The sequence below is a fragment of the Cupriavidus sp. 05N40 genome (assembly GCF_056397305.1).
The window spans coordinates 1-20658 of record NZ_JBFTND010000002.1 but is presented as its reverse complement, the minus strand read 5'-3'; the positions used below and the strand labels follow the sequence as shown (position 1 = coordinate 20658).

Sequence of the window (20658 nt, the reverse complement as noted above, 5' to 3'; positions counted from 1 at the left end):
CCTATCGAATTGCATTGTCGGGATCCCCTGTTAATTGGCTCGTGCCTCTCCACGAGCGATGAATGCCGCCAGTATCGGGAAATAATCAGATGCAATATATGGGACAAGTACCAAATTCATTGAGGCATCGCACTCATGATCCGGTATGTGATTCAGGACCCGCAGGGCGGCGGCATCCTGGCCGGATACGCCGCTTGATGGCCCTATCCCGATCGGCTCGCCCCCCCGGTATGCCGCCTGTACTCCGACCAGGTCGGCGCGCCGATGGCCCGGATCGTGCCCCCGACCCACCCCGCTGACATAGAAGCGTCATCGCTGCGCAATATCCCCTCCCTATAGTCCGGCTCGCCACCAACAGGGAGATAACAATGGGCACTTGCAAGAGAAATCACCATGTGCGCCTCGGCATGGGCGCCATCCTGGCCGTGCTGGCCACCGCCGCGGTGCTGCACGGTTGCGGCAGCGACGGCAACGATGCAGCCCCCGCGCCGGCCACCCCCGCCGCACCGGTCACGCCGGCAGGCGACGCCGCCAGCGCCAGCGCCAATATCCAGGCTGCCTGGGTCGAGATCGGCGACAGCAACCAGGCCATCGCCCGCGTGATCACCGGCTACGTGGCGCCGGCCGCCGCCGCCGGCAGCGCGCTGCCCTCCAATACCCTGTGCCCGCTGCTGACAGTCGACGGCGTGCAGCAACGCATGGCGCTGCGCGCAGGCAGCGGCACCATGGCGCTGCGCACCACCGCCAGCGCCGCCGCCGATTCCAAGCCCTCGGATTTCCCCGTCTCGGTGTGCGAAACGACCCTGCCGGCCAACGCCGCTGCCGCCAGCGTCGCCGGCCAGACCCTGCCGCTGCCCAAGGCCAATCCCCAGCGCGTGCTGGTGCTGGCCGATACCGGCTGCCGCCTGAAGAAAGCCGACAACGCCTACCAGCCCTGCAGCGACGCCGCCGCCTGGCCGTTCGCCACGCTCGCCGCCACCGCTGCCGCCATGAACCCGGACCTGGTGCTGCATATCGGCGACTACCACTACCGCGAAAACGCATGTCCGCCGGATATCGCCGGCTGCCAGGGCACGCCGTGGGGCTATGGCTGGGACACCTGGCAGGCCGACCTGTTCAAGCCCGCCGCCGCCCTGATGGCCAAGGCGCCGTGGGTGATGGTGCGCGGCAATCATGAAGAGTGCGCGCGCGCCGGCCAGGGCTGGTTCCGCTTCCTCGACCCGCGCCCGTACGCCGACGCCCGCTCGTGCAACGATCCGGCCAACGACGGCAACGCCAACTATTCCGAGCCCTACACGGTGGCGCTCGGCACCGGCTCCCAGGTCATCGTGTTCGACTCGGCCAAGGCCGGCAAGGCCGCGCTGCCCACCAACGACCCGCAGTTCATTGCCTACCAGAAGCAGTTCCAGACGGTGGGCTGGCTGGCCGGCAAGCCGGGCATGGTCAATACCATGTTCACCAACCATCATCCGGTGCTGGGCTTCGCCCCGGTGGCCGGCAGCGCGCCCGCGCCGGGCAACCTGGCGCTGCAGTCGGTGATGAGCAACCTGAACGCCCAGGCCTACTACCCGCCGGGCATCCAGGTCGCGCTGCACGGCCACGTGCATGACTTCCAGGCCATCAGCTTCGCCTCCAGCCACCCGGCCACCATCGTATCCGGCAACGGCGGCGACAACCTGGACGTGGCGCTGCCCGACCCGCTGACGCCGGGCGCCGTGCCCGCGCCGGGCACCGTCATCGACAAGATCACCCATCACAGCACCTTCGGCTTCCTGATGATGGAGCGCAGCCCGGCGCCCGCCACCGGCTGGACCTTCAAGGCCTACAGCGTGGCCGGCAAGCTGATGGCCTCCTGCGCGCAGACCGGCACCACGCTGGCCTGCGACAAGACGGGCTTCCTGACGCCGTGATGGCAGCGTTCCCCGCTGCCTGCGCAGCCTGGCTCGCAGGGTGGCGCGCGGCAAGCCTCCGCATGGCGCCGGCGGCGGCGCGGATTGCCGCCCGCTTTGCCGTACTTTGCGCCGTGCATTGCGCCGTCCTGGCCGCCGGCCTCTGCGCCAGCGCGCCAGCGCCGGCCGCCTCATTGGCCCCTCCGGCCCCAGCGGCCCCGCCGGCCCCGCCGGCCCTTCCAGCCACCGTGGCCACTACCGTGCTGACGCCGGGCGCGCCGCCCGCCACCGTGGTGGATACCATCGGCAACGGCACGCCCAAGGTCTCCGCCAAGGTCGACCCCACCGCCGCCGTCTTCCGCCCCGACCCGGCGCTCGCCGCGCTGGGCAAGCGCATCTTCTTCGACACGCGCCTGTCCGAGCCGCGCGGCATGTCCTGCGCCGGCTGCCACGACCCCGCGCGTGCGTTCGCGCCCACGCTCTCGCCCGCCGCGCTGGCCGGGCCGCACGTGCCGCAGGGCAGCCGGCCCGGGCACTTCAGCCTGCGCAACGCGCCCTCGCTGCTGTACGTGCGCTATATCCCGCGCCGGCATTTCTACCAGGACGACGACGCGCCATATGCCTCGCCGTTCGGCGGCCTGTTCGCCGACGGCCGTGCCGATACCCTGGCCGAGCAGGTGCGCGGCCCGCTGCTCGATCCCGGCGAGATGAATAACGGCAGCCCGGCCAGCCTGCTGCGCAAGGTAAAGGGCACGGAGCTGGCGCCCGCGCTGGCCGCGCGCTTCGGCGCGGCGGCGCAGCGCGATCCCGGGCAGATGATGGTGGCGCTGGGCCGCGCGCTGGAGGCCTATCTGCAAAGCGACGAGATGGCACCCTTCAGTTCGCGCTTCGACGACTACCTGCGCCGGCGCACGCCGCTGTCGCCGCAGGAAACGCGCGGCCTGGCGCTGTTCAAGAATCCCGACAAGGGCAACTGCATGAGCTGCCACACGCTGGCGGACACCGCCAGCCGGCCCGAGCGCTCCCTGTTTACGGACTTCGGCTACGACGCCATCGCCGTGCCGCGCAACCGGGCCCTGCCCGCCAACCGAGACCCCGGGCATTTCGACAACGGCCTGTGCGACACCGCGCGCCGCCTGCGCTGGCCGGAACCGGAACAATGGTGCGGCTACCTGCGCACCCCCGGCCTGCGCAACGTGGCGGTGCGCCAGAGCTTCATGCACAACGGGGTGTTCACCACGTTGCGCGATGCGGTCGCGTTCTACAACACGCGCTCGACCGATCCGGGCAAGTGGTACCGCGGCGGCAAGCCATTCGACGACGTGCCCGCCGCCTACCGCGGCAATATCAATATCAACTCGATGCCGATGAACCTGCGCGCGGGAAGCACGCCCGCGCTGACCGAAGCGGAGATCGACGACATCACCGTCTTCCTGCGCACGCTGACGGATGCGCCCTATGTCAACGCGATGCCGGCGAATGCGATGCCGGTGGCCAACGGACGCTGAGTGCGCGGCCCGCCCCGGGGCTCACAGCGACGCGCACACGCCATCGGGCTCGAAGCCGCGGAAGGTCTGCTGTGTCGGGTCGGGCGTGGTCACGATCTCGCCCGACGGTGCGCGCAACAGGCGCAGGACCTGTGCGGCGCAATTCCTGGTCTGCGCGTTGCGCTGGTAGCGCAACTCGTACTGCCAGCCCGGCAGCGGCACGAAGGACACGCCGATCGCGCAGCGGTACGGCTCGTCGCCCGCCGCCGAGGTCGCCGCGGCCGTCAGGTAGATGCGGTGGCTCGCCACCAGCCAGCGTTCGCGCGTGCGGCCGGCGGGCTCCGGCGAGATGCCCCACATGCCCAGATCCGCCTCCTTGCCCATCGCCGTGGCCTGGAGCCCGGTGGCCGCAAGCAGCGCCGGCTTGGGCGGCTTGGGACATTTGCCGGCGTCCACCACGCTGAAGGTCGTGTTGTCGTCGGTATTGGTCACCAGTCGCACGCGCGAGGCTGGCGTACCGGTCTCGACCCGGTAGCGGGTCACGCAGCCGGCCAGCACCACGGCCAGCGCCAGACCCAGGACAAGCGTGGATTTGCGGACGATCGGCATGGGGATGCGGATGAATGGGCAGTCTGCAAAGCATACGCGCCTTGCCGGTCGCCGCGCCGCCGGGCAAAACCCGGAGCGGGCGCCGCCGCCCGACCGCACACGACGATGCCCGGGGCCGGCGCGGCTTTGCCCCCGCATTGACTTGAACCTGGTTCGGGCTTACGCTCGCCTGAGCCTCCGGCGCGCGCGGCGCGCTGCGCCGGGACACAAGAACAAAACAATAAGAACAATACAAAGACAGAGACAAAATCCTCGTGAGCACCCCCGCGCCATCCCGCCTTTCCGAACTTCGCCCGGTCCTGCCGATCCTCCTCGGCGCCTCCGTCATGCTGAGCCTGGCCATGGGCCTGCGGCAGAGCCTGGGCATCTTCATGCCACCGCTGACCAAGGGCATCGGCATCTCGGTGTCCRATTTCACGGCCGCCATCGCGGTGCAGAACCTGGCCTGGGGCCTGCTGCAGCCCATCGCGGGCGCGTGGGCCGCGCGCACGGGCTTCCGGCCGCTGATGATGGCCGGCTCGCTGCTCTACGTGCTCGGGCTGGTCATGCTGGCTACCGCGCAAGGCATTGTCGGCGTCACGCTCGGCGCGGGCGTGGCCATCGGCGCCTCGATGGCCTGCACCGGCAGCGCCATCGCCATGGCGGTCTCGGCGCGGCCGGTGCCGGCCGCGCTGCGCAGCACGGTGCTCGGCATCGTGTCTGGCGCCGGTTCGCTGGGCGCACTGGTGGCGGCACCGATCGGGCAGGTGGTGGCGCAATCCCATGGCTGGCGCGTGGGGCTGGCGGCCTTCGTGGTGCTCGCCCTGGTAATGCTGCCGGCGGCGTGGTTCGCCGGGCGCGTCGACCGGATGCCGCTGCCCACGCCGCCCGGCGGCGTGCAGCAGAATGCGCGCGAGGCGCTTGGCACCGCGCTGCACCATACGCCGTTCCTGGTCATGGGCGCGGCCTATTTCGTGTGCGGCATGCAGTTGGTCTTCCTCACCACGCACCTGCCTTCCTACCTGGACATCTGCGGCATGGACCCCATGCTCAGCGCCAAGGCGCTGGGCGTGATCGGCGGTTTCAACGTGCTGGGCAGCCTGTTCTTCGGCTGGGCCGGCGGGCGCGTCAACAAGCTGCTGCTGCTCGGCGGCATCTACACCATCCGCTCGCTCGCGCTGACCTGGTACTTCACCTCGCCGCCCACGCCAGGCAGTACGCTGGTCTTCGCCGCCGTGATGGGCTTCCTGTGGCTGGGCGTGGCGCCGCTGGTGGCAGGCTGGATCGCCGAGACCTTCGGCCTGCGCTGGCAGGCCATGCTGGGCGGCGTAGCCTTCTTCAGCCACCAGATCGGCAGCTTCGTGGGGGCCTTCGGCGGCGGGCTGGTCTATGACAGGCTGGGGTCCTACACCCTGGCCTGGCAGATCGGCGTGGCACTGGGGCTGGCCGCCGGGCTGGTACAGATCACCTTTGCGGTCGTCACGCGGCCGCGCCCGCCGCAGATGGCGGCGACATAACGGCGCCCGGAAGCCCCGCCTGCGCTGAACGAAAAGGAGGAGTCATCAATGGCCCTGACGCTGCACTACCATCCCCTGTCTTCGTTCTGCCACAAGGTGCTGATCGCGCTCTACGAGAACGCCACCCCTTTCACCGGCCGCATTGTCGACCTTGGCGACCCCGCCGACCGTGCCGCCTTCGCGGCGCTGTGGCCGCTCGGCAAGTTCCCGGTGCTGCGCGACGACACGCGCGGGCTGACCGTGCCGGAAAGCACCACCATCATCGAATATCTGGATCGCCATTACCCGGGTGCCCGGCCGCTGCTGCCCGCCGCCGAGGACGCGCAACGCGAAGCGCGCCTGTGGGACCGCCTCTTCGATCTCTACGTGCACCTGCAGATGCAGAAGATCGTCAACGACCGCCTGCGGCCCGAGGCCGAGCGCGACCCGCGCGGCGTGGCGGACGCGCGGGCCACCCTGCGCACGGCCTACGATCTGGTCGACAAGCACATGGCGGACCACACCTGGGCCGCCGGGCAAGACTTCACGCTGGCCGACTGCGCGGCCACGCCGGCGCTGTTCTACGCGGGCATCGCGATGCCGTTCACCGATACGCACCCGCACCTCGCCGCCTATTTCGAGCGGCTGTTGAGCCGGCCGAGCGTGCAGCGCGTCCTTGCCGAAGCGCGCCCCTACTTCCATCTGTTCCCGCTGGCGGACAAGATGCCGGCCCGCTTCACCAGCAACACGCCGCCGCCCGCCTGAGCTGCCCCGGACATACGCTGCGACATGACCAAGGCAGGCCGAAGGGCTGGCTGGCGCTGCGCGCCCCGCCCCGCGATGGCCGCCTGCCGCGTCGCAAAAAATACCTCTGGCGACCAGCCCGCCGGTATTTTTTTCAACGCCGGGATTGGGCCGCATTGCCCGCCGTCCTCCGCGTTTTGAAGCGCAGCGCCGCTGCGTAAGATTGCGATGTACCTGTCGAAACGCAAACGCGGCACGGCACGCATCGCTGCAGTCCCGCGGGCCATGCAACCCGTTGCAATGTCACCCGGCAATCCATTGCGCAATGCTGTCCGGCACGGCGCCGTGCCGCACGGGAGGACAAGCTGCACTGCGCTCCCGGCGCCGCGCCGGCATCGGCAGTACGTTCCGGTGCTTTTGTTCATGCTTCTGTGGTCCTGAATCGCCCTGCGCCCGTTCCCGCTGCGCAGGGCGATTTTTTTATCCTGCCGGCGCGGCGCACCCCCCCGCCTTCCGCCATGAACGCACCCAATGCCAGCAGGCGCATGCCGCACTTTTTGCCAAGGCGATCGAACGCCACCGGCATGGCGCGCGATTGACCCAAGTGCGCCGTCGGCCTCCTCCGGGCGGCGAAGTGCCCCGGAGATATCGCATCGGGGCTGGGAACGCGCCGGTCACCCCGGCCGGCTGTCCGGCGGCAAGGGCACGCTTGACGCCCCCCGATGGCCGGAAGGTCAATTGGCAGCCGCAGCCGAAGCATTAACGGGAAATCCAGAAAAAACAGGACGTTAGGAATGAAAACCTGCGCGAGGAGCGCGACCGCCTGCTTCCGGGAGCGGCAATTATTCGATTACAGAACAGGAAAACCGCGCCCTCGACAGACTGATGAAAGCAAAATCAGGCAAAATTCGATCCTTACTGCCGGTTTGCGATCCAGGCGGCAGCGTTTCCCTACTATTTCTGACCTTGAGGTAAGCAATGAGTACCCAGCAACCCACCATCATCTACACGCTGACCGACGAAGCCCCGCTGCTGGCGACCAGTGCCTTCCTGCCCATCATCCGCACTTTCACCGCGCCGGCAGGTATCAACGTCACGACCAGCGATATCTCGGTGGCTGGGCGCATCCTGGGCGAATTCCCCGAATTCCTGACCGAAGAGCAACGCGTGCCGGACAACCTGGCCGAGCTGGGTCGCCTGACGCTGCTGCCGGACACCAATATCATCAAGCTGCCGAACATCAGCGCCTCGGTGCACCAGCTGGGCAGCGCGATCAAGGAACTCCAGGCCAAGGGCTACAAGGTGCCCGACTACCCGGAAGACCCGAAGACCGACGAAGAAAAGGCCATCCGCCAGCGCTATTCCAAATGCCTGGGCAGCGCCGTGAACCCGGTCCTGCGCGAAGGCAACTCGGACCGCCGCGCTCCCGCCGCCGTGAAGAACTACGCGCGCAAGAACCCGCACAGCATGGGCGAGTGGAGCATGGCCTCGCGCACCCATGTGGCGCACATGAAGCACGGTGACTTCTACCACGGCGAAAAGTCCATGACCCTGGACCGCGCACGCGACGTGAAGATGGAGCTGGTCACCAAGAGCGGCAAGACCATCGTGCTCAAGCCCAAGGTTTCGCTGCTGGACGGCGAGATCATCGACAGCATGTTCATGAGCAAGAAGGCGCTGTGCGACTTCTATGAAGAGCAGTTCGAAGATGCGCGCACGACCGGCGTGATGCTGTCGCTGCACGTCAAGGCCACCATGATGAAGGTCTCGCACCCCATCGTGTTCGGCCACGCCGTGAAGATCTTCTACAAGGAAGCCTTCGCCAAGCACGGCGCGCTGTTCGACGAACTGGGCGTGAACGTCAACAACGGCCTGGTCAACCTGTACGAGAAGCTCGAAACGCTGCCCAGCTCCAAGCGCGAAGAAATCATCCGCGACATGCACGCCTGCCACGAGCACCGCCCCGAGCTGGCGATGGTGGATTCGGCCAAGGGCATCTCCAACCTGCACGCGCCCAACGACGTGATCGTGGACGCCTCGATGCCGGCCATGATCCGTATCGGCGGCAAGATGTGGGGTGCCGACGGCCGTCCGAAGGACACCAAGGCCGTGATCCCGGAAAGCACGTTCGCGCGCATCTACCAGGAGATCATCAACTTCTGCAAGACCAACGGCAACTTCGACCCGACCACCATGGGCACGGTGCCGAACGTCGGCCTGATGGCCCAGAAGGCCGAGGAATACGGCTCGCACGACAAGACCTTCGAGATCACGGAAGACGGCGTGGCCAACATTGTCGACCTGGCCACCGGTGAAGTGCTGCTGACGCAAAACGTCGAAGAAGGCGATATCTGGCGCATGTGCCAGGTCAAGGACGCGCCGATCCGCGACTGGGTCAAGCTGGCCGTTGCCCGCGCGCGCAACTCGGGCATGCCGGCCGTGTTCTGGCTGGACCCGTACCGTCCGCACGAAGCCGAGCTGATCAAGAAGGTCGAGACCTACCTGAAGGACTACGACACCAAGGGCCTGGACATCCAGATCATGTCGCAGGTACGCGCCATGCGCTACACGCTGGAGCGCGTGATCCGCGGCCTGGACACCATCTCGGTGACCGGCAACATCCTGCGCGACTACCTGACCGACCTGTTCCCCATCATGGAACTGGGCACCAGCGCCAAGATGCTGTCGATCGTCCCGCTGATGGCCGGCGGCGGCATGTACGAAACCGGTGCGGGCGGCTCGGCTCCCAAGCACGTCAAGCAACTGGTGGAAGAGAACCACCTGCGCTGGGACTCGCTGGGTGAGTTCCTCGCGCTGGCCGTGTCGCTGGAAGACCTGGGCATCAAGACCGGCAACGCTCGCGCCAAGATCCTGGCCACGACGCTGGATGCCGCCACCGGCAAGCTGCTCGACAACAACAAGAGCCCGTCGCCCAAGACCGGCCAGCTCGACAACCGTGGCAGCCAGTTCTACCTGGCCATGTACTGGGCCCAGGAACTCGCGGCACAGACGGGCGACGCGGCACTGGCCGAGCAGTTCAAGGCGCTGGCCAAGAAGCTGACCGACAACGAGAAGACCATCGTCGGCGAGCTGTCGGACGTGCAGGGCAAGCCGGCGGACATCGGCGGCTACTACTGGCCCGACTTCGCAAAGCTGGAAAGCGTGATGCGCCCGAGCAAGACGCTGAATGCCGCGCTGGATGCAGTGCAGGCCTAAGGCGAACAAGCCGCCCCGCCAGTCGGGGCGGCACCCGCGCTCATGCTGTCCGGGCGTTGCCTGATCCAGCGCTGCCTGTCCGGGCGCGTCCCCGCCGGCTCCCTGCCGGCGGGCAATTCCTGCAGTATCGAGGCGGCCGCGATGTGCTTCCCATGACACGCGCCGCCCACTCCCCGAACGCCAGTTCCGGGGAACGCCGCAGACAGCCTGCCTGCGCTGCTGCCGGCATCCGGCTTTGCGCCGGCCAGCCCGTCAATCCCACAGACATCGGAACGCCGCAGCGACGATCACCGGCATGGAGAGCACCAGCGGAATCGCGAACATCGGCACTTCCCGGTCGACGTAGTGCGTGTAGATGAGCCAGGCGATACCCAGTATCAGGGTGAGCAGGCCGACGAGCACCGCGAGCACGTTCAGCATCCGCTCGGAAGGGCGTCTTGGTGTCCGCCGTTCTTTGGTAATAGGCGCGTTCATGTCACCTCCGAAGCAAGTCGTGACGGGCTTCCGGTTTACCTAGTCTAGTCCAGCGCCGCGCCGGCTTGCATGCCGATTGTCCGGCCGGCAGGCCAGGCATGTACCGTCCGGGACACCGCGGGGAACGGCCGGCCATCGCGTGGAAACGATGATGCCGCCAGGCCGCACGGAGGGTTCTGGAAGCGGCCTCGCCCTGCTTCAGCGCGGCAGTGCCGGGAGCTGCTGCGGCGCGTTGCCCGGCAATGGCGATTGCGCCACGTTCAGGACCGCCGCCAGCATGCTGTAATAGCCGTTGATCGCAATCAGGTCGATGACGCCGCGCTCGCCGAACTTGTCCTTGACGCGCGCATAGGTCGGGTCGCTCACGCTCTTGTTGCGGATCAGCTCGTCGATGAAGTCGTAGACGATCTCCTCCTCGGCGCTCATGCCCGCCGGCCTGCGCCCCTCGGCGATGGCCTGCGCGACCGCCGGTGCGACACCGGCCTTCAGCGCAAGCTTCTGGTGCGCGTACCACTCGTACTGGTTGCCCCAGTCACGCGCCGTCAGGAGGATCACGAACTCGCTCAGGCGCGGCTCGAAGGCGCTCTCGTAGCGCAGGTACGAGCCCATGCGCTGCAGCCGGTTCAGCAGCTCGGGGCTGCGCATCAGCGGCACCCACGGACCCGCGCCGATATTGCGCGGCGCGCCGCCCGCGGGCGCGCCTTCGGACAGCAGTTCGATCGATTTCTTCTGTGCGTCGGTCAGCTTGTCGGCCGGGATCGGTGGCATGCGGTCGTCGGCGGCAATGGCGTTGCCGACCAGCGCGGCGAGCACCGCGGTCATGAATACGCGTTGGATTGTCATTTCTGTTCGGGTAAGGAAAGCCGGATAGGGAAAGCGGATGCGACTCGAGGCCGGCGACGCGCCGGCCGGCCGAGGCTGGAAAATAGCATCGAACGGCGCGGGATGCACCGCTTTCACGAGGGAGGCCCGGGCCGGCCCCCTTTTGCGGCGGCGGTTCCGCGGGCAAAGTACAATTCCTGCGTTTTTCCCGCCGCGCGCCCGCTAGCGGTGACGCTGGTCCACGCCCCGCAGCGGGCACGACGGATCGACGCGGCACGCCCGGCACTGACCATGGACCGCAAAATGTACTGGAACGATTTCGAACAAAACTACCAGGTGGAACAGACCGTCTTCGACCTGACTCGCCAGTCGCTGGCATTGATCGCCCAGTCGGCGCTGGGCGACGAGCCGGTCCATTGCTTTGCGTTCAACGTGGGCGCGGCAGATGGCTCCGTCCTGCTCAGCCTGTCTACCCAGGCGGATCGCCGCGAACAGAAGCTGTATCCGCCCGACTGGGACTACGAATTGGTGGAGAGCGACGTGCCCGAGATCGCCGCGCTCTGGAGAGCCGGGTACGCGGCGGTGGAGACCGCCTATGTGCAGCAGGTGGAAGACTTCGGCGACGACTACGACGCGCTCGACGCCTTCGAAGAGGGCTTCCTGCAAAGCCTGCGCCGCGTGATGGTGCGCCTCGAACAAAGCCATGCGTTCGCGGCCATCGGCGCGGACGACGGGCTCTGGACGCTGGTCACCCAGATCGACGCGGACACCGATGAAGAGGAGCGCCTGCTCGAAGCCGTCCGGCGCGACGATACCTTCCCGGGCCGCGCATGAACAAAGCGGCATTGTTGATTCTCGCATCGGCGTTCCATGCAGCCGCGCACGCTGCCGGGGACGTACAGGCCGGCAAGGCCGTGTTCGCTTCGAAATGCGCGTCCTGCCACAGCGTGGGACCCTCCGCGCGCGCTGCGTTCGGCCCGCAGCTCAATGCCATCTTTGGCAGGGTGGCCGGCGCCACCAGCGACTACAAGTATTCCGCGCAGATGAAGCAGTCGGGCATCGTATGGTCTCAACAGACACTGGCGGCGTTCATCGAAGCGCCCGGCAAGGTCGTGCCGGGCACCAGGATGCGTTTCTGGGGCATCAGCGACAAGCAGCAAATCGAGAACCTGCTGGCCTATTTGCATTCGTACCAGTAGCGGCACGGCTCGCTAGCGGGTCGCCGCGAACGAGCGCAATTGATCGATGTCCAGAATCTCGATCGCGCCTCGCGTGCGGCGCAGAAAGCCCTGCTCCTCGAAATCCTTGAGAATCTGGTTCACGGTCTGCCGGGATATCGAGAGCATCGAGCCGAGCTGTTCCTGCTGCACGCTGATCACGCGCTTGCTGCTGCCGCTGCGCTCGCCGTAGCCGCTGGCGATGGCCAGCAGGCGGCGGGCCAGCCTGACCGCCACGGGCAGCAACACCGACCCTTCGATGGCTTCGAATGCCAGGCGAAGCTTCTGCGTCAGCAAGAGCCCGAACGCCCGCCAGTGCGAAGGGTTCTGCTCGAGGAATTCAATCAGGTCATGCTGGTGCAAGTGGAGGAGGAGCACGTCGCTCTCCACCCAGGCATCGTGGGTGCGCGGCAGTTCGTCGAACAGGCTGGCTTCGCCGAACCACTGCGGTGTCTCGGCAATCGCCAGCAGCGCCTGCCTGCCGTCCGCCGACGAGCTTGTCATCCGGATTGCGCCCTTCACGACGAAATAGAGCCCGTCGGATACGTCTCCAGGCGCAAAGAGCCGCTGGCCCGCCGCCAGGGTCCTGACCCTCGCGGCTTGCGCAATCCATGCCTGCAGCGCCGGCGCAAGACCGGCAAACCAGGCACTGGATTTCAGGGCAGGCAGGCGGTCCTGAGCGGTGAATGGCTTAGACACAGCGTCAATCGTGGACTTATGTCGGGAAGACGACATTGTAATCGGCCGTTCGCTGCAAAGATCTTCCCCTGGAGCCCGGTGGTGTAGATGAATACCCTCGTATGCGGGGCGCTGCACTTGACCGACCCGGCTCCGACGCTGGCCTGCGTGGACTGACCAGTCCCCACCGTCATGACAACCACCTCGTCAACAGGAACGAGCCAATGGCTATCGCGACCTCCCCCGATCTGTACAAGCGTGACCTGCCGACCGCGTTCCGCGCGATCCGCAAGCTGCTCGCGAACGGAGACGACACCACACAGGTGTTTCTCATCATGCGCGCCCTCAACGGGCCGGCGGCGCCAAGGAATTTCTCCCGGCTCATGAAGACCCCGGCCGGGCGGCGGCTGGCCTATCTGCGCGTGGAGCTGGCGGAGCGCCTCTCCGACCCGGCATTCGTCGCAAGCTTCGCGCCGGGCACGCTCGGCGCAGCCTATCGCTCGTTCCTCGAGGAGACCGGATACAGCGCCGCCGACCTCGCCAAGATCTCGAACCTCAACCGCGAGCCGCTGGTCGAAGACCCCTACGCCTGGTTCGGCAGACGAACGCGCGACATCCACGACATCTGGCACGTACTGACAGGCTACAGCGCGGACGAGACCCTGGGCGAAGCGGCGCTGGTTGCGTTCAGCTACGCGCAGACCGGCGGTCTCGGCTGGGGCTTCATCGCGGTCTCCGCCACCTTGCACAGCCTGCGCCTTACCCGCAGCACCGCCTTTGCCCGCGCCGTGATCGAGGGCTACCGGCATGGCCGCAAGGCAAAGTGGCTGCTGGGCGAGGACTACGAGACCCTGCTGCACGAACCGCTCGATGCGGCGCGCGCCCGGCTGGGCATCGCCAGGCCCGACAGGTACCTGGCGTCAAGTCCCACGGGAAAATGGGAGCGGTAGGACGCAAGCCACGCGCGCCGGACGATGCCGCGGCATACGGGAGGAATTGCGACGGTGATTGCGACAGCGATTGCGATCATGCCGCCGCGGCATGATCATCGTTGCACTTCCACCCGCCCGTCCGCCCGGACGCGCAGCACGGCCGGCGACACCAGACGTCGTGGTGACGCGACGCCACGCAGAGCGCCTCTTCGAACCGGCAGCGATTGCCGCCTGTGCTGCCTGTACTAACCTTCCCGCCCCGCCGCCTCCCCCACCAGCGCCTCGATCAGCCCCGCCACCGGCGCCCGCTTGAGCGCCGTCTGCCGCACCAGCACGCCGATCTCCCGGAAGATCGGCTCGCCCGGCAACGGGATCTCCACCACGTTGCGGGTCTGCCTGAGCGGCACCAGCTCGGCGGGGATGATGGCCCAGCCCAGGCCCTCGCTGACCATCTGCAGGATGACCGCGGGTTCGTCCAGCTCCATGCCGCCTTCGACCCAGAGCCGGTGCCGGCGCAGGTAGCGGTCCACCAGCTGGCCGCCCATGGAGTGGCGGTTGTAGCGGATGAAGGGCAAGGCGGCCAGCGCGGCCTTGAGTTCGCGCGGGGCGCCCTTGGGGACGATGCCGACGAAGCGCTCGCGCATCAGGTGGACCCATTTGAGTTCAGGCGGGATGCCCAGGCGCGGCTTGATCAGGACGGCGATATCTAGCTCGCGGGCGTCCACCTGCGTGAGCAGCTGGGTGGACATGCCGGGGATGATGTTGACATGGGTCTTTGGAAATCCCTCGCGAAAGCGCTTCATCGCCTTGGGCAGCAGCGTGGCCTGCACCGTGGAGACCGCGCCGAGATCCAGCGGCGTGGTGTCGGAGGCGGACTGCGCGCGGCCTTTCATCGATGCATAGAGTTCGATGAAGCGCCGGGCTTCCGGCAGCAGCTTGCGGCCCTCCTCGCTGAGTGTGACGGATTTGCCGGCAYGGTCGAACAGGGTGCAGCCAAGGTCTTCCTCGAGCCGGCGGATCTGTGTGCTGACGGCCGACTGGGTCAGGCCCAGCCGCGCCCCGGCAGCGGAGAAGGAGGCCGTCTCCGCGGCGACGAGGAAGGTCTGGAAGTAGCGGATCATATATCTTAATTTTTGATGCTTAGCGCGTAAAACATTCGTTTCATATTACGAGTTCTGCTGATTACAATCAACGCACCAGCGCCGCCGCGGTTTTTCCTGCGCGCGGCTGAGTCCGACAATCCCTCCCCCAAGAGAGCCCTCCCATGAGCGCCACCCCGCTTTTCCACCTGGCTTTTCCCGTCAATGACCTGGAAGAGGCGCGCCGTTTCTACGGCGGCCTGCTCGGCTGCCCCGAAGGCCGCAGCTCCGACGCCTGGATCGATTTCAATTTCTACGGCCACCAGGTGGTGGCGCACCTGGCGCCCGAGGAATGCGGCCATCGCGCCACCAGCGCGGTGGATGGCGACGACGTGCCGGTACGGCACTTCGGCGCGATCCTGCCGATGGAAGAATGGGAAGCGCTGGCCGGCAGGCTGCGCGCGGCCAATACGCGCTTTGTGATCGAGCCGCATGTGCGCTTCAAGGGCCAGGTGGGCGAGCAGGCCACCATGTTCTTCCTCGACCCGTCGGGCAATGCCCTGGAGTTCAAGGCCTTCGGCGATCTGAGCCAGGTTTTTGCCAAGTAAGCACGCAGCCATTTTTCACGCCCCTCACTACGGATTCAAAGATGACCGATTTCGTGATCCAGCCCGCCGAGCAGGCGAGCGTCGCCGTGGCCGGCAGCAACGCCCGCTTTCCCATCCGCCGCGTGTTCTGCGTGGGCCGCAACTACGCGGCGCATGCGCGCGAGTTCGGCAATGACCCGGACCGCGATCCGCCCTTCTTCTTCACCAAGCCGGCCGATGCCGTGGTGCCGGCCGAAGGCACGGTGGCCTATCCCCCGCTGACCGAAAACCTCCACCACGAGATCGAGATGGTGGTGGCGATCGGCAAGGGCGGCGCCAACGTCACGCCCGAACAGGCGCTGGACCTGGTGTGGGGCTACGGCGTGGGCGTGGACATGACGCGCCGCGACCTGCAGGACGTGGCCAAGAAGATGAGCCGGCCGTGGGACTGGTCGAAGAGCTTCGATGCTTCCGGCCCGTGCGGCCCGCTGCACCCGGTGGCCGGCGTCGGGCATCCCGCCAAGGGACGCATCTGGCTGGCGGTCAATGGCGAGACCCGCCAGGACGGCGACCTGAACGAGCTGATCTGGCCGGTGGCCGACGTGATTGCCTATGTCTCGCAAAGTGTGACCCTGGCTCCCGGCGACCTGATCTTCACCGGTACGCCGGCCGGCGTGGGCGAACTGCGTCCTGGCGACTCGGTGACCGCGGGTATCGAAGGCATCGGCGAGATCGCGTTCACGGTCGGCAAGCGCTAGTACCGGACCACGGCAGGAACCAAGGCGGGCCCCGATACACAAGTGGGCCCGCCTTTGCTTTGTGGGCTTATACTTGCCCAACCTTGTACGACAACCTATAGACCAAGGTGGCACGCTGCCCGGCGAGGACAAGACAGGAGACAAAGCCCATGCGCGAAAACCGGATTCGAAAAATGTGGGCGGCCGACCAGGCCGTCGTCAATGGCTGGCTCTCCATTCCCAGCAGCTTCGCGGCCGAGACCATGGCCCACCAGGGCTGGGACTCCCTCACCGTCGACCTGCAGCACGGCGCGCTCGACTATCGCGATGCGCTGGCGCTGTTCACCGCCGTCTCGACCACCGACACCGTGCCCGTGGCGCGCGTGCCCTGGAACGAACCCGGCATCCTGATGAAGGTGCTGGATGCAGGCGCGTATGGCGTGATCTGCCCCATGATCAACACGCGCGAGGATGCGCAGCGCTTCGTGGCCGCCACGCACTACCCGCCGCAGGGGTCGCGCAGCTTCGGCCCCATCCGCGGGCTGCTCTACGGCGGCGCCGACTATCCGGAGCGCGCCAACGAGACCATCGTCACCTTCGCCATGATCGAAACCCGGCAAGGCCTGGACAACCTCGACGAGATCCTCTCCGTGCCGGGACTGGACGCGGTCTACATCGGCCCGTCCGACCTGTCGCTCGCGCTTGGCTGCCGGCCCACCTTCGACGATGTCGACCAGCCGGTGGCGGACGCGATCGCGCACGTGGTGGCGCGCGCCAAGGCGCACGGCGTGGTCGCCGGCATCCACAACGGCGCGCCGGAGGCGGCATTGCGCCGCATCGAGCAGGGCTTCCGCTTTGTCACGGTGGGCTCGGATGCCCGCCTGATGGCAGCCGGGGCCAGGCAGGTGGTGACGCAGATGCGGGCCGGCAAGGCGCCGGCAGGCGGCACGTCGCACGGCTATTGAGCAGAGCGCCGGCCGCTTGCGTCGGCTCGCACCGGCAACGGCGTGCCTCGCTCATTCCATACGTCTATTACGTCGAATACGTCGAATACGTCTAATACGTCTAATACGTCTCGAGATGAAGCCGCCCTTCCCGCTTCAGGTCGGCGCCCACCGTCTCCCATGACAGCCCGGCCTGCTGCGCGACGTCGCGCAGGGCCAGCACCACGCCTTCCTCCATGCTCTTGAGCCCGCACACGTAGAAATACGTGTTCGCGTCCGCCAGCAGCGCGGCCAGGTCGGCGGCGCGCTCCCGCATGGCGTCCTGCACATAGCGCTTGGGCTGGCCGGGCGTGCGCGAGAACACCATGTTGATGTCGATGAAATCCTTCGGCAGGTTCTGCAGCGGGCCGAAGTAAGGCAGTTCTTCGCGCGTGCGCGCGCCGAAGAACAGCATCAGCTTGCCGCCCTCGAACTTGCCCGACTTGCGCAGCCGGCGGCGCCATTCGGTCATCGCGCGCATCGGCGCGCTGCCCGTGCCCGTGCAGATCATGACGATATTCGAGCGCGGGTGGTTGGGCATCAGGAAGCTGCTGCCGAACGGCCCGATCACCTCCACCTTGTCGCCCACCTGCAGGTCGCACATATAGTTCGACGCCACGCCGCGCACCGGATTGCCCTGGTGGTCTTCGAGCACGCGCTTGATGGTCAGCGAGATATTGTTGTAGCCGGGCCGCTCGCCGTTGCGCGCGCTGGCCAGCGAATACTGGCGCGCGTGGTGCGCACGGCCGCTGGCATCCACGCCGGGCGGCACGATGCCGATGGACTGGCCTTCGAGCACCGGGAACGGCGCCGTGCCGAAGTCCAGCACGATGTGGTGCGTGTCGTAGTCGCGGCCCACCCCGGTGACGCGTACGTTCCCGGTCACGGTGGCCGTGACGGTCCTGGCGGCCTTGGCGCCATACAGGTTGGTGTAGGCATGCGCGGCCGACCACGGCGGCACGGTGGCGCCGAACTGCGCGCTGTCGAAGGCGTCTTCGCCGCTGGCGGCGGCGGGCAGCGACACGGCCACGGGTTCGGCCGGCATCTGCGCACCGGCGGCCACGCCGGCCGCGGACAATTGCTCGGGCGTGAGTTCGGCCGGCAGCTCGTCCCAGCCGAGTTGTTCGCCGACGCCGTAGGCCTTGGCGCGCGGCATGGTGCGCCAGTTGTCGATCGAGCCAGTGGGACACGGCGAGATGCAGGCCATGCAACCGTTGCACTTATCCGCATCGACCACATAGTTGCGCGAGTCGTGGGTGATGGCCGCAACCGGGCAGGTAGCCTCGCAGGTATTGCAGCGGATGCAGATCTCGGGGTCGATCAGGTGCTGCCTGATGACTTGGATGTCGGACATGTCCATGGCGATCTCCGGGTGATGCGACCCCTGTAGCCAGGGCCTTCCCCTTTCCTTTCGATGACAGGCGCCATGCGGGCGCCTGTCGTGGGTACCGCTCGTGCGCGCGGGCGATGCTTCGCTCAGTTGAAACGCACGTATTCGAAGTCCACCGGCTGGCGGTTGATGCCCATCACCGGCGGCGCGATCCAGTTGGCGAACTTGCCCGGTTCGACCACGCGGCCCATCAGGCTGGCCACGAAGAGCCGGTCGGCTTCGCTCGGCAGCCAGTGGTCCACGTTGGCCTTCCATTCCGCCTCGGAAATCACCCGGCCGTCCGGCGAGATCTTCACGCCCGAGAGCGCGCCGATATTGCGGTGGAACGCCTTGTGCGGCACCTTCAGGCGGAACGGGATCGCGGCCTTCTCGATGACCTTGTTCCAGCGCTCCACGCCGCCCACGCTGTCCTTGATGTAGTCGTCGCGCAGCACTTCGTTGAGCGCGTTGAGCATCGGCACTTCCTTCTCCACGAGCTGGCCGCCCACGGCCTGCAGCACCTTGTAGCTCTGGCCCTTGAGCACGTGGTCGTCGGTGCGCTTGCCTTCTTCGTAGCGGCCCTTGAGGCCGGTGCTGTAGAAGGTGGCGGCGTTGCTGGACTCGTCCGCGCCGAACAGGTCGATGGTGACGCTGTAGTGGAAGTTCAGGTAGCGCTGCAGCGTGGGCAGGTCGATCACGCCGGCCGCGCGCAGGCGGGCCGGGTCGTCGGTCTTCAGTTCGTTCATGACCTGGCAGGTGCGCTGGATCACGCGCGACACGCCGCTCTCGCCCACGAACATGTGGTGCGCTTCCTCGGTCAGCATGAACTTGGTGGTGCGTGCCAGCGGATCGAACGAGCTCTCCGCCAGCGCGCACAGCTGGAACTTGCCGTCGCGGTCGGTGAAGTAGGTGAACATGAAGAAGGACAGCCAGTCAGGCGTTTCCTCGTTGAACGCCTGCAGGATGCGCGGGTTGTCCTGCTGGCCGCTGCGGCGCTCCAGCAGTGCCTCGCCTTCCTCGCGGCCATCGCGGCCGAAGTACTTGTGCAGCAGGTAGACCATGGCCCACAGGTGGCGGCCTTCTTCCACGTTGACCTGGAACAGGTTGCGCAGGTCGTACATGCTCGGCGCGGTCAGGCCGAGATGGCGCTGCTGCTCCACCGAGGCGGGCTCGGTATCGCCCTGGGTGACGATGATGCGGCGCAGGTTGGCGCGGTATTCGCCGGGCACGTCCTGCCAGGCATCCTCGCCCTTGTGGTCGCCGAAATGGATCTTGCGGTTGGCCTCGGCGGGATTGAGGAAGATGCCCCAGCGGTAGTCCGGCATCTTCACGTGGCCGAAGTGGGCCCAGCCCTGCGGGTCCACGCTGATGGCCGTGCGCAGGTAGATGTCGAAATTCTGCGAGCCGTCCGGGCCCATGTCGTTCCACCAGCTCAGGTAGTTCGGCTGCCATTGCTCCAGCGCGCGCTGCAGGGTGCGGTCTTCGCTGAGGTTGACGTTGTTGGGGATCTTTTCGCTGTAGTTGATGCCGGACATCATGGTCTCCGTGGCTGGCTGTGCATTGGCATTGGTGGAGCAGGGGCGGTGTCGGTCGCGGCGCCCCCACCGGGAAACGCGCCGCGACGCGGGGGCGTGAGGTCTAGACGCGGTTCCAGTCGAATGCCGCCTTGTCGCCCTTGCCGTAGACCTTGAGCGCACCCTTCTCGCCGACAGCGTTGGGGCGCTGGAAGATCCAGTTCTGCCAGGCAGTCAGCCGGCCGAAGATGCGGGTGAACATGTTCTCCGGGCCGTTGAAGCGCAGGTTGGCTTCCATGCCGGTGAGCGCGTCGGGCGACATGGCCGCGCGCTCTTCCAGCGCGATGCGCACTTCATCGGTCCAGTCGATGTCGTCCGGGTTGGCAGTGACCAGGCCCAGCGCATGGGCGGCGTCGGCGTCGAGCGCCTGGCCGGCGCGGGCGCGCACCGCTTCCAGCGCGGGCTGCTCGTCGTAGAAGCGGCGGCCCAGGCGGCTCTGGCCCGTCACCATCGGGTAGAGCCCGAAGTTGGTCTCGGCCACGGTGATCTTCGGCGCGCGGGCTTCATCGTCCGGCAGCGCGAGGTGGTAGCTGCGGTCGCAGGCCAGCGCAAGCTCGAGGAAGGTGCCGGCAAAGCACGAGCCCGGCTCGATCAGCGCGAACAGGCTGCGCGACGACACGTCCAGGCGCGACAGCGTGCGGCGCAGCAGGCCGATGGTCTCGCGCACCAGCCAGTGGTCTTTGTGCGCCAGCAGCGTGGCGTCCATCGCCAGCACGTTGGCGGCCTCGCCTTCGGTCTTGATCAGCCAGGTGCCGATGTCGAGCTCGTTGGTGCGCATCGACAGGA

The 20658-nt window shown here is 67.1% G+C and carries 18 protein-coding genes and 1 pseudogene; 11 read left to right on the top strand and 8 right to left on the bottom strand.

The features are described 5' to 3' along the window. The first annotated feature begins 368 nt into the window (after nucleotides 1-368). Both AC1DO7_RS00675 and AC1DO7_RS00670 read left to right on the top strand, forming a co-directional pair. Nucleotides 369-1910, top strand: coding sequence for a metallophosphoesterase (locus AC1DO7_RS00675; RefSeq protein ID WP_441613921.1), 1542 nt, complete (start codon nucleotides 369-371; stop codon nucleotides 1908-1910). Between the two features lie 62 nt (nucleotides 1911-1972). Beyond that, nucleotides 1973-3397 carry a cytochrome-c peroxidase gene (locus AC1DO7_RS00670; protein ID WP_441649802.1) on the top strand — a complete coding sequence of 475 codons (1425 nt, stop codon included), beginning with the start codon at nucleotides 1973-1975 and terminating at the stop codon, nucleotides 3395-3397. 21 nt (nucleotides 3398-3418) lie between these two features. On the opposite strand, the gene AC1DO7_RS00665 is transcribed toward AC1DO7_RS00670, so the two are convergent. Continuing rightward, a complete protein-coding gene (locus AC1DO7_RS00665) occupies nucleotides 3419-3985 on the bottom strand; it encodes a hypothetical protein (RefSeq protein ID WP_441613920.1) in 567 nt (188 codons plus the stop codon). Between the two features lie 254 nt (nucleotides 3986-4239). Here AC1DO7_RS00665 and AC1DO7_RS00660 point away from each other — a divergent pair, with 254 nt between their 5' ends. The 3 genes from AC1DO7_RS00660 to AC1DO7_RS00650 all read left to right on the top strand — a co-directional run bounded on the left by AC1DO7_RS00660 (nucleotide 4240) and on the right by AC1DO7_RS00650 (nucleotide 9420). Next, nucleotides 4240-5481 carry an MFS transporter gene (locus AC1DO7_RS00660; RefSeq protein WP_477115676.1) on the top strand — a complete coding sequence of 414 codons (1242 nt, stop codon included), beginning with the start codon at nucleotides 4240-4242 and terminating at the stop codon, nucleotides 5479-5481. Nucleotides 5482-5529: 48 nt separating this feature from the next. Further along, nucleotides 5530-6225: a glutathione S-transferase family protein gene (locus tag AC1DO7_RS00655; protein ID WP_441649800.1), complete on the top strand. Its 696-nt coding sequence runs from the start codon at nucleotides 5530-5532 to the stop codon at nucleotides 6223-6225. Nucleotides 6226-7182: 957 nt separating this feature from the next. Next, on the top strand, nucleotides 7183-9420 hold the full coding sequence (locus tag AC1DO7_RS00650) for an NADP-dependent isocitrate dehydrogenase (RefSeq protein ID WP_441613917.1): 2238 nt from the start codon (nucleotides 7183-7185) through the stop codon (nucleotides 9418-9420). A 252-nt stretch (nucleotides 9421-9672) separates the two neighbouring features. On the opposite strand, the gene AC1DO7_RS00645 is transcribed toward AC1DO7_RS00650, so the two are convergent. Continuing rightward, nucleotides 9673-9894, bottom strand: coding sequence for a hypothetical protein (locus AC1DO7_RS00645; protein ID WP_441613916.1), 222 nt, complete (start codon nucleotides 9892-9894; stop codon nucleotides 9673-9675). 198 nt (nucleotides 9895-10092) lie between these two features. Continuing rightward, complete coding sequence (locus AC1DO7_RS00640; RefSeq protein WP_441613915.1) at nucleotides 10093-10737, bottom strand: carboxymuconolactone decarboxylase family protein; 645 nt, start codon at nucleotides 10735-10737, stop codon at nucleotides 10093-10095. 270 nt (nucleotides 10738-11007) lie between these two features. On the opposite strand from AC1DO7_RS00640, the gene AC1DO7_RS00635 reads away from it, so the two are divergent. Both AC1DO7_RS00635 and AC1DO7_RS00630 read left to right on the top strand, forming a co-directional pair. Then, the gene (locus tag AC1DO7_RS00635) at nucleotides 11008-11550 is read left to right on the top strand and encodes a hypothetical protein (protein ID WP_441613914.1); all 543 of its coding nucleotides are present in this window, start codon (nucleotides 11008-11010) and stop codon (nucleotides 11548-11550) included. Further along, nucleotides 11547-11915 (top strand): c-type cytochrome, encoded by a 369-nt coding sequence (locus tag AC1DO7_RS00630; RefSeq protein WP_441613913.1) that lies wholly within the window; start codon nucleotides 11547-11549, stop codon nucleotides 11913-11915. Before AC1DO7_RS00635 ends, AC1DO7_RS00630 begins: the two co-directional genes overlap by 4 nt. 12 nt (nucleotides 11916-11927) lie before the next feature. Here AC1DO7_RS00630 and AC1DO7_RS00625 read toward each other — a convergent pair whose 3' ends face one another. Beyond that, nucleotides 11928-12632 carry a Crp/Fnr family transcriptional regulator gene (locus tag AC1DO7_RS00625; RefSeq protein WP_441649799.1) on the bottom strand — a complete coding sequence of 235 codons (705 nt, stop codon included), beginning with the start codon at nucleotides 12630-12632 and terminating at the stop codon, nucleotides 11928-11930. Nucleotides 12633-12835: 203 nt separating this feature from the next. Here AC1DO7_RS00625 and AC1DO7_RS00620 point away from each other — a divergent pair, with 203 nt between their 5' ends. After that, nucleotides 12836-13561, top strand: a complete 726-nt coding sequence (locus tag AC1DO7_RS00620) for a Coq4 family protein (RefSeq protein ID WP_441649798.1) — start codon at nucleotides 12836-12838, stop codon at nucleotides 13559-13561. Nucleotides 13562-13788: 227 nt separating this feature from the next. On the opposite strand, the gene AC1DO7_RS00615 is transcribed toward AC1DO7_RS00620, so the two are convergent. After that, on the bottom strand, nucleotides 13789-14664 hold the full coding sequence (locus AC1DO7_RS00615; protein WP_477115675.1) for a LysR family transcriptional regulator: 876 nt from the start codon (nucleotides 14662-14664) through the stop codon (nucleotides 13789-13791). A 143-nt stretch (nucleotides 14665-14807) separates the two neighbouring features. On the opposite strand from AC1DO7_RS00615, the gene AC1DO7_RS00610 reads away from it, so the two are divergent. The 3 genes from AC1DO7_RS00610 (at nucleotide 14808) to AC1DO7_RS00600 (ending at nucleotide 16911) form a co-directional block, all read left to right on the top strand. After that, entirely contained in the window at nucleotides 14808-15230 is a 423-nt protein-coding gene (locus tag AC1DO7_RS00610) for a VOC family protein (protein ID WP_441613909.1), read from the top strand. Between the two features lie 41 nt (nucleotides 15231-15271). Next, the gene (locus tag AC1DO7_RS00605; protein WP_441649796.1) at nucleotides 15272-15967 is read left to right on the top strand and encodes a fumarylacetoacetate hydrolase family protein; all 696 of its coding nucleotides are present in this window, start codon (nucleotides 15272-15274) and stop codon (nucleotides 15965-15967) included. A gap of 149 nt (nucleotides 15968-16116) precedes the next feature. Continuing rightward, on the top strand, nucleotides 16117-16911 hold the full coding sequence (locus tag AC1DO7_RS00600; protein WP_441613907.1) for an HpcH/HpaI aldolase family protein: 795 nt from the start codon (nucleotides 16117-16119) through the stop codon (nucleotides 16909-16911). 100 nt (nucleotides 16912-17011) lie between these two features. Here AC1DO7_RS00600 and boxA read toward each other — a convergent pair whose 3' ends face one another. The 3 genes and pseudogenes from boxA to AC1DO7_RS00585 all read right to left on the bottom strand — a co-directional run. Continuing rightward, nucleotides 17012-18289 carry a benzoyl-CoA 2,3-epoxidase subunit BoxA gene (boxA, locus tag AC1DO7_RS00595; protein ID WP_441649795.1) on the bottom strand — a complete coding sequence of 426 codons (1278 nt, stop codon included), beginning with the start codon at nucleotides 18287-18289 and terminating at the stop codon, nucleotides 17012-17014. Between the two features lie 116 nt (nucleotides 18290-18405). After that, nucleotides 18406-19833, bottom strand: a complete 1428-nt coding sequence (boxB, locus tag AC1DO7_RS00590) for a benzoyl-CoA 2,3-epoxidase subunit BoxB (protein ID WP_441614070.1) — start codon at nucleotides 19831-19833, stop codon at nucleotides 18406-18408. Nucleotides 19834-19936: 103 nt separating this feature from the next. Next, nucleotides 19937-20658: pseudogene (locus tag AC1DO7_RS00585) on the bottom strand (2,3-epoxybenzoyl-CoA dihydrolase); the annotation flags it as partial.

Bases quoted from the DNA above. Each gene is read 5' to 3' on its own strand.
- AC1DO7_RS00645 (WP_441613916.1), bottom strand. From the start codon at position 9,894: ATGAACGCGCCTATTACCAAAGAACGGCGGACACCAAGACGCCCTTCC.
- AC1DO7_RS00630 (WP_441613913.1), top strand. From the start codon at position 11,547: ATGAACAAAGCGGCATTGTTGATTCTCGCATCGGCGTTCCATGCAGCC.
- AC1DO7_RS00640 (WP_441613915.1), bottom strand. From the start codon at position 10,737: ATGACAATCCAACGCGTATTCATGACCGCGGTGCTCGCCGCGCTGGTC.
- AC1DO7_RS00675 (WP_441613921.1), top strand. From the start codon at position 369: ATGGGCACTTGCAAGAGAAATCACCATGTGCGCCTCGGCATGGGCGCC.
- AC1DO7_RS00605 (WP_441649796.1), top strand. From the start codon at position 15,272: ATGACCGATTTCGTGATCCAGCCCGCCGAGCAGGCGAGCGTCGCCGTG.
- AC1DO7_RS00635 (WP_441613914.1), top strand. From the start codon at position 11,008: ATGGACCGCAAAATGTACTGGAACGATTTCGAACAAAACTACCAGGTG.
- AC1DO7_RS00655 (WP_441649800.1), top strand. From the start codon at position 5,530: ATGGCCCTGACGCTGCACTACCATCCCCTGTCTTCGTTCTGCCACAAG.
- boxA (WP_441649795.1), bottom strand. From the start codon at position 18,289: ATGGACATGTCCGACATCCAAGTCATCAGGCAGCACCTGATCGACCCC.
- AC1DO7_RS00650 (WP_441613917.1), top strand. From the start codon at position 7,183: ATGAGTACCCAGCAACCCACCATCATCTACACGCTGACCGACGAAGCC.
- AC1DO7_RS00620 (WP_441649798.1), top strand. From the start codon at position 12,836: ATGGCTATCGCGACCTCCCCCGATCTGTACAAGCGTGACCTGCCGACC.
- AC1DO7_RS00600 (WP_441613907.1), top strand. From the start codon at position 16,117: ATGCGCGAAAACCGGATTCGAAAAATGTGGGCGGCCGACCAGGCCGTC.
- AC1DO7_RS00610 (WP_441613909.1), top strand. From the start codon at position 14,808: ATGAGCGCCACCCCGCTTTTCCACCTGGCTTTTCCCGTCAATGACCTG.
- AC1DO7_RS00670 (WP_441649802.1), top strand. From the start codon at position 1,973: ATGGCGCCGGCGGCGGCGCGGATTGCCGCCCGCTTTGCCGTACTTTGC.
- AC1DO7_RS00665 (WP_441613920.1), bottom strand. From the start codon at position 3,985: ATGCCGATCGTCCGCAAATCCACGCTTGTCCTGGGTCTGGCGCTGGCC.
- boxB (WP_441614070.1), bottom strand. From the start codon at position 19,833: ATGTCCGGCATCAACTACAGCGAAAAGATCCCCAACAACGTCAACCTC.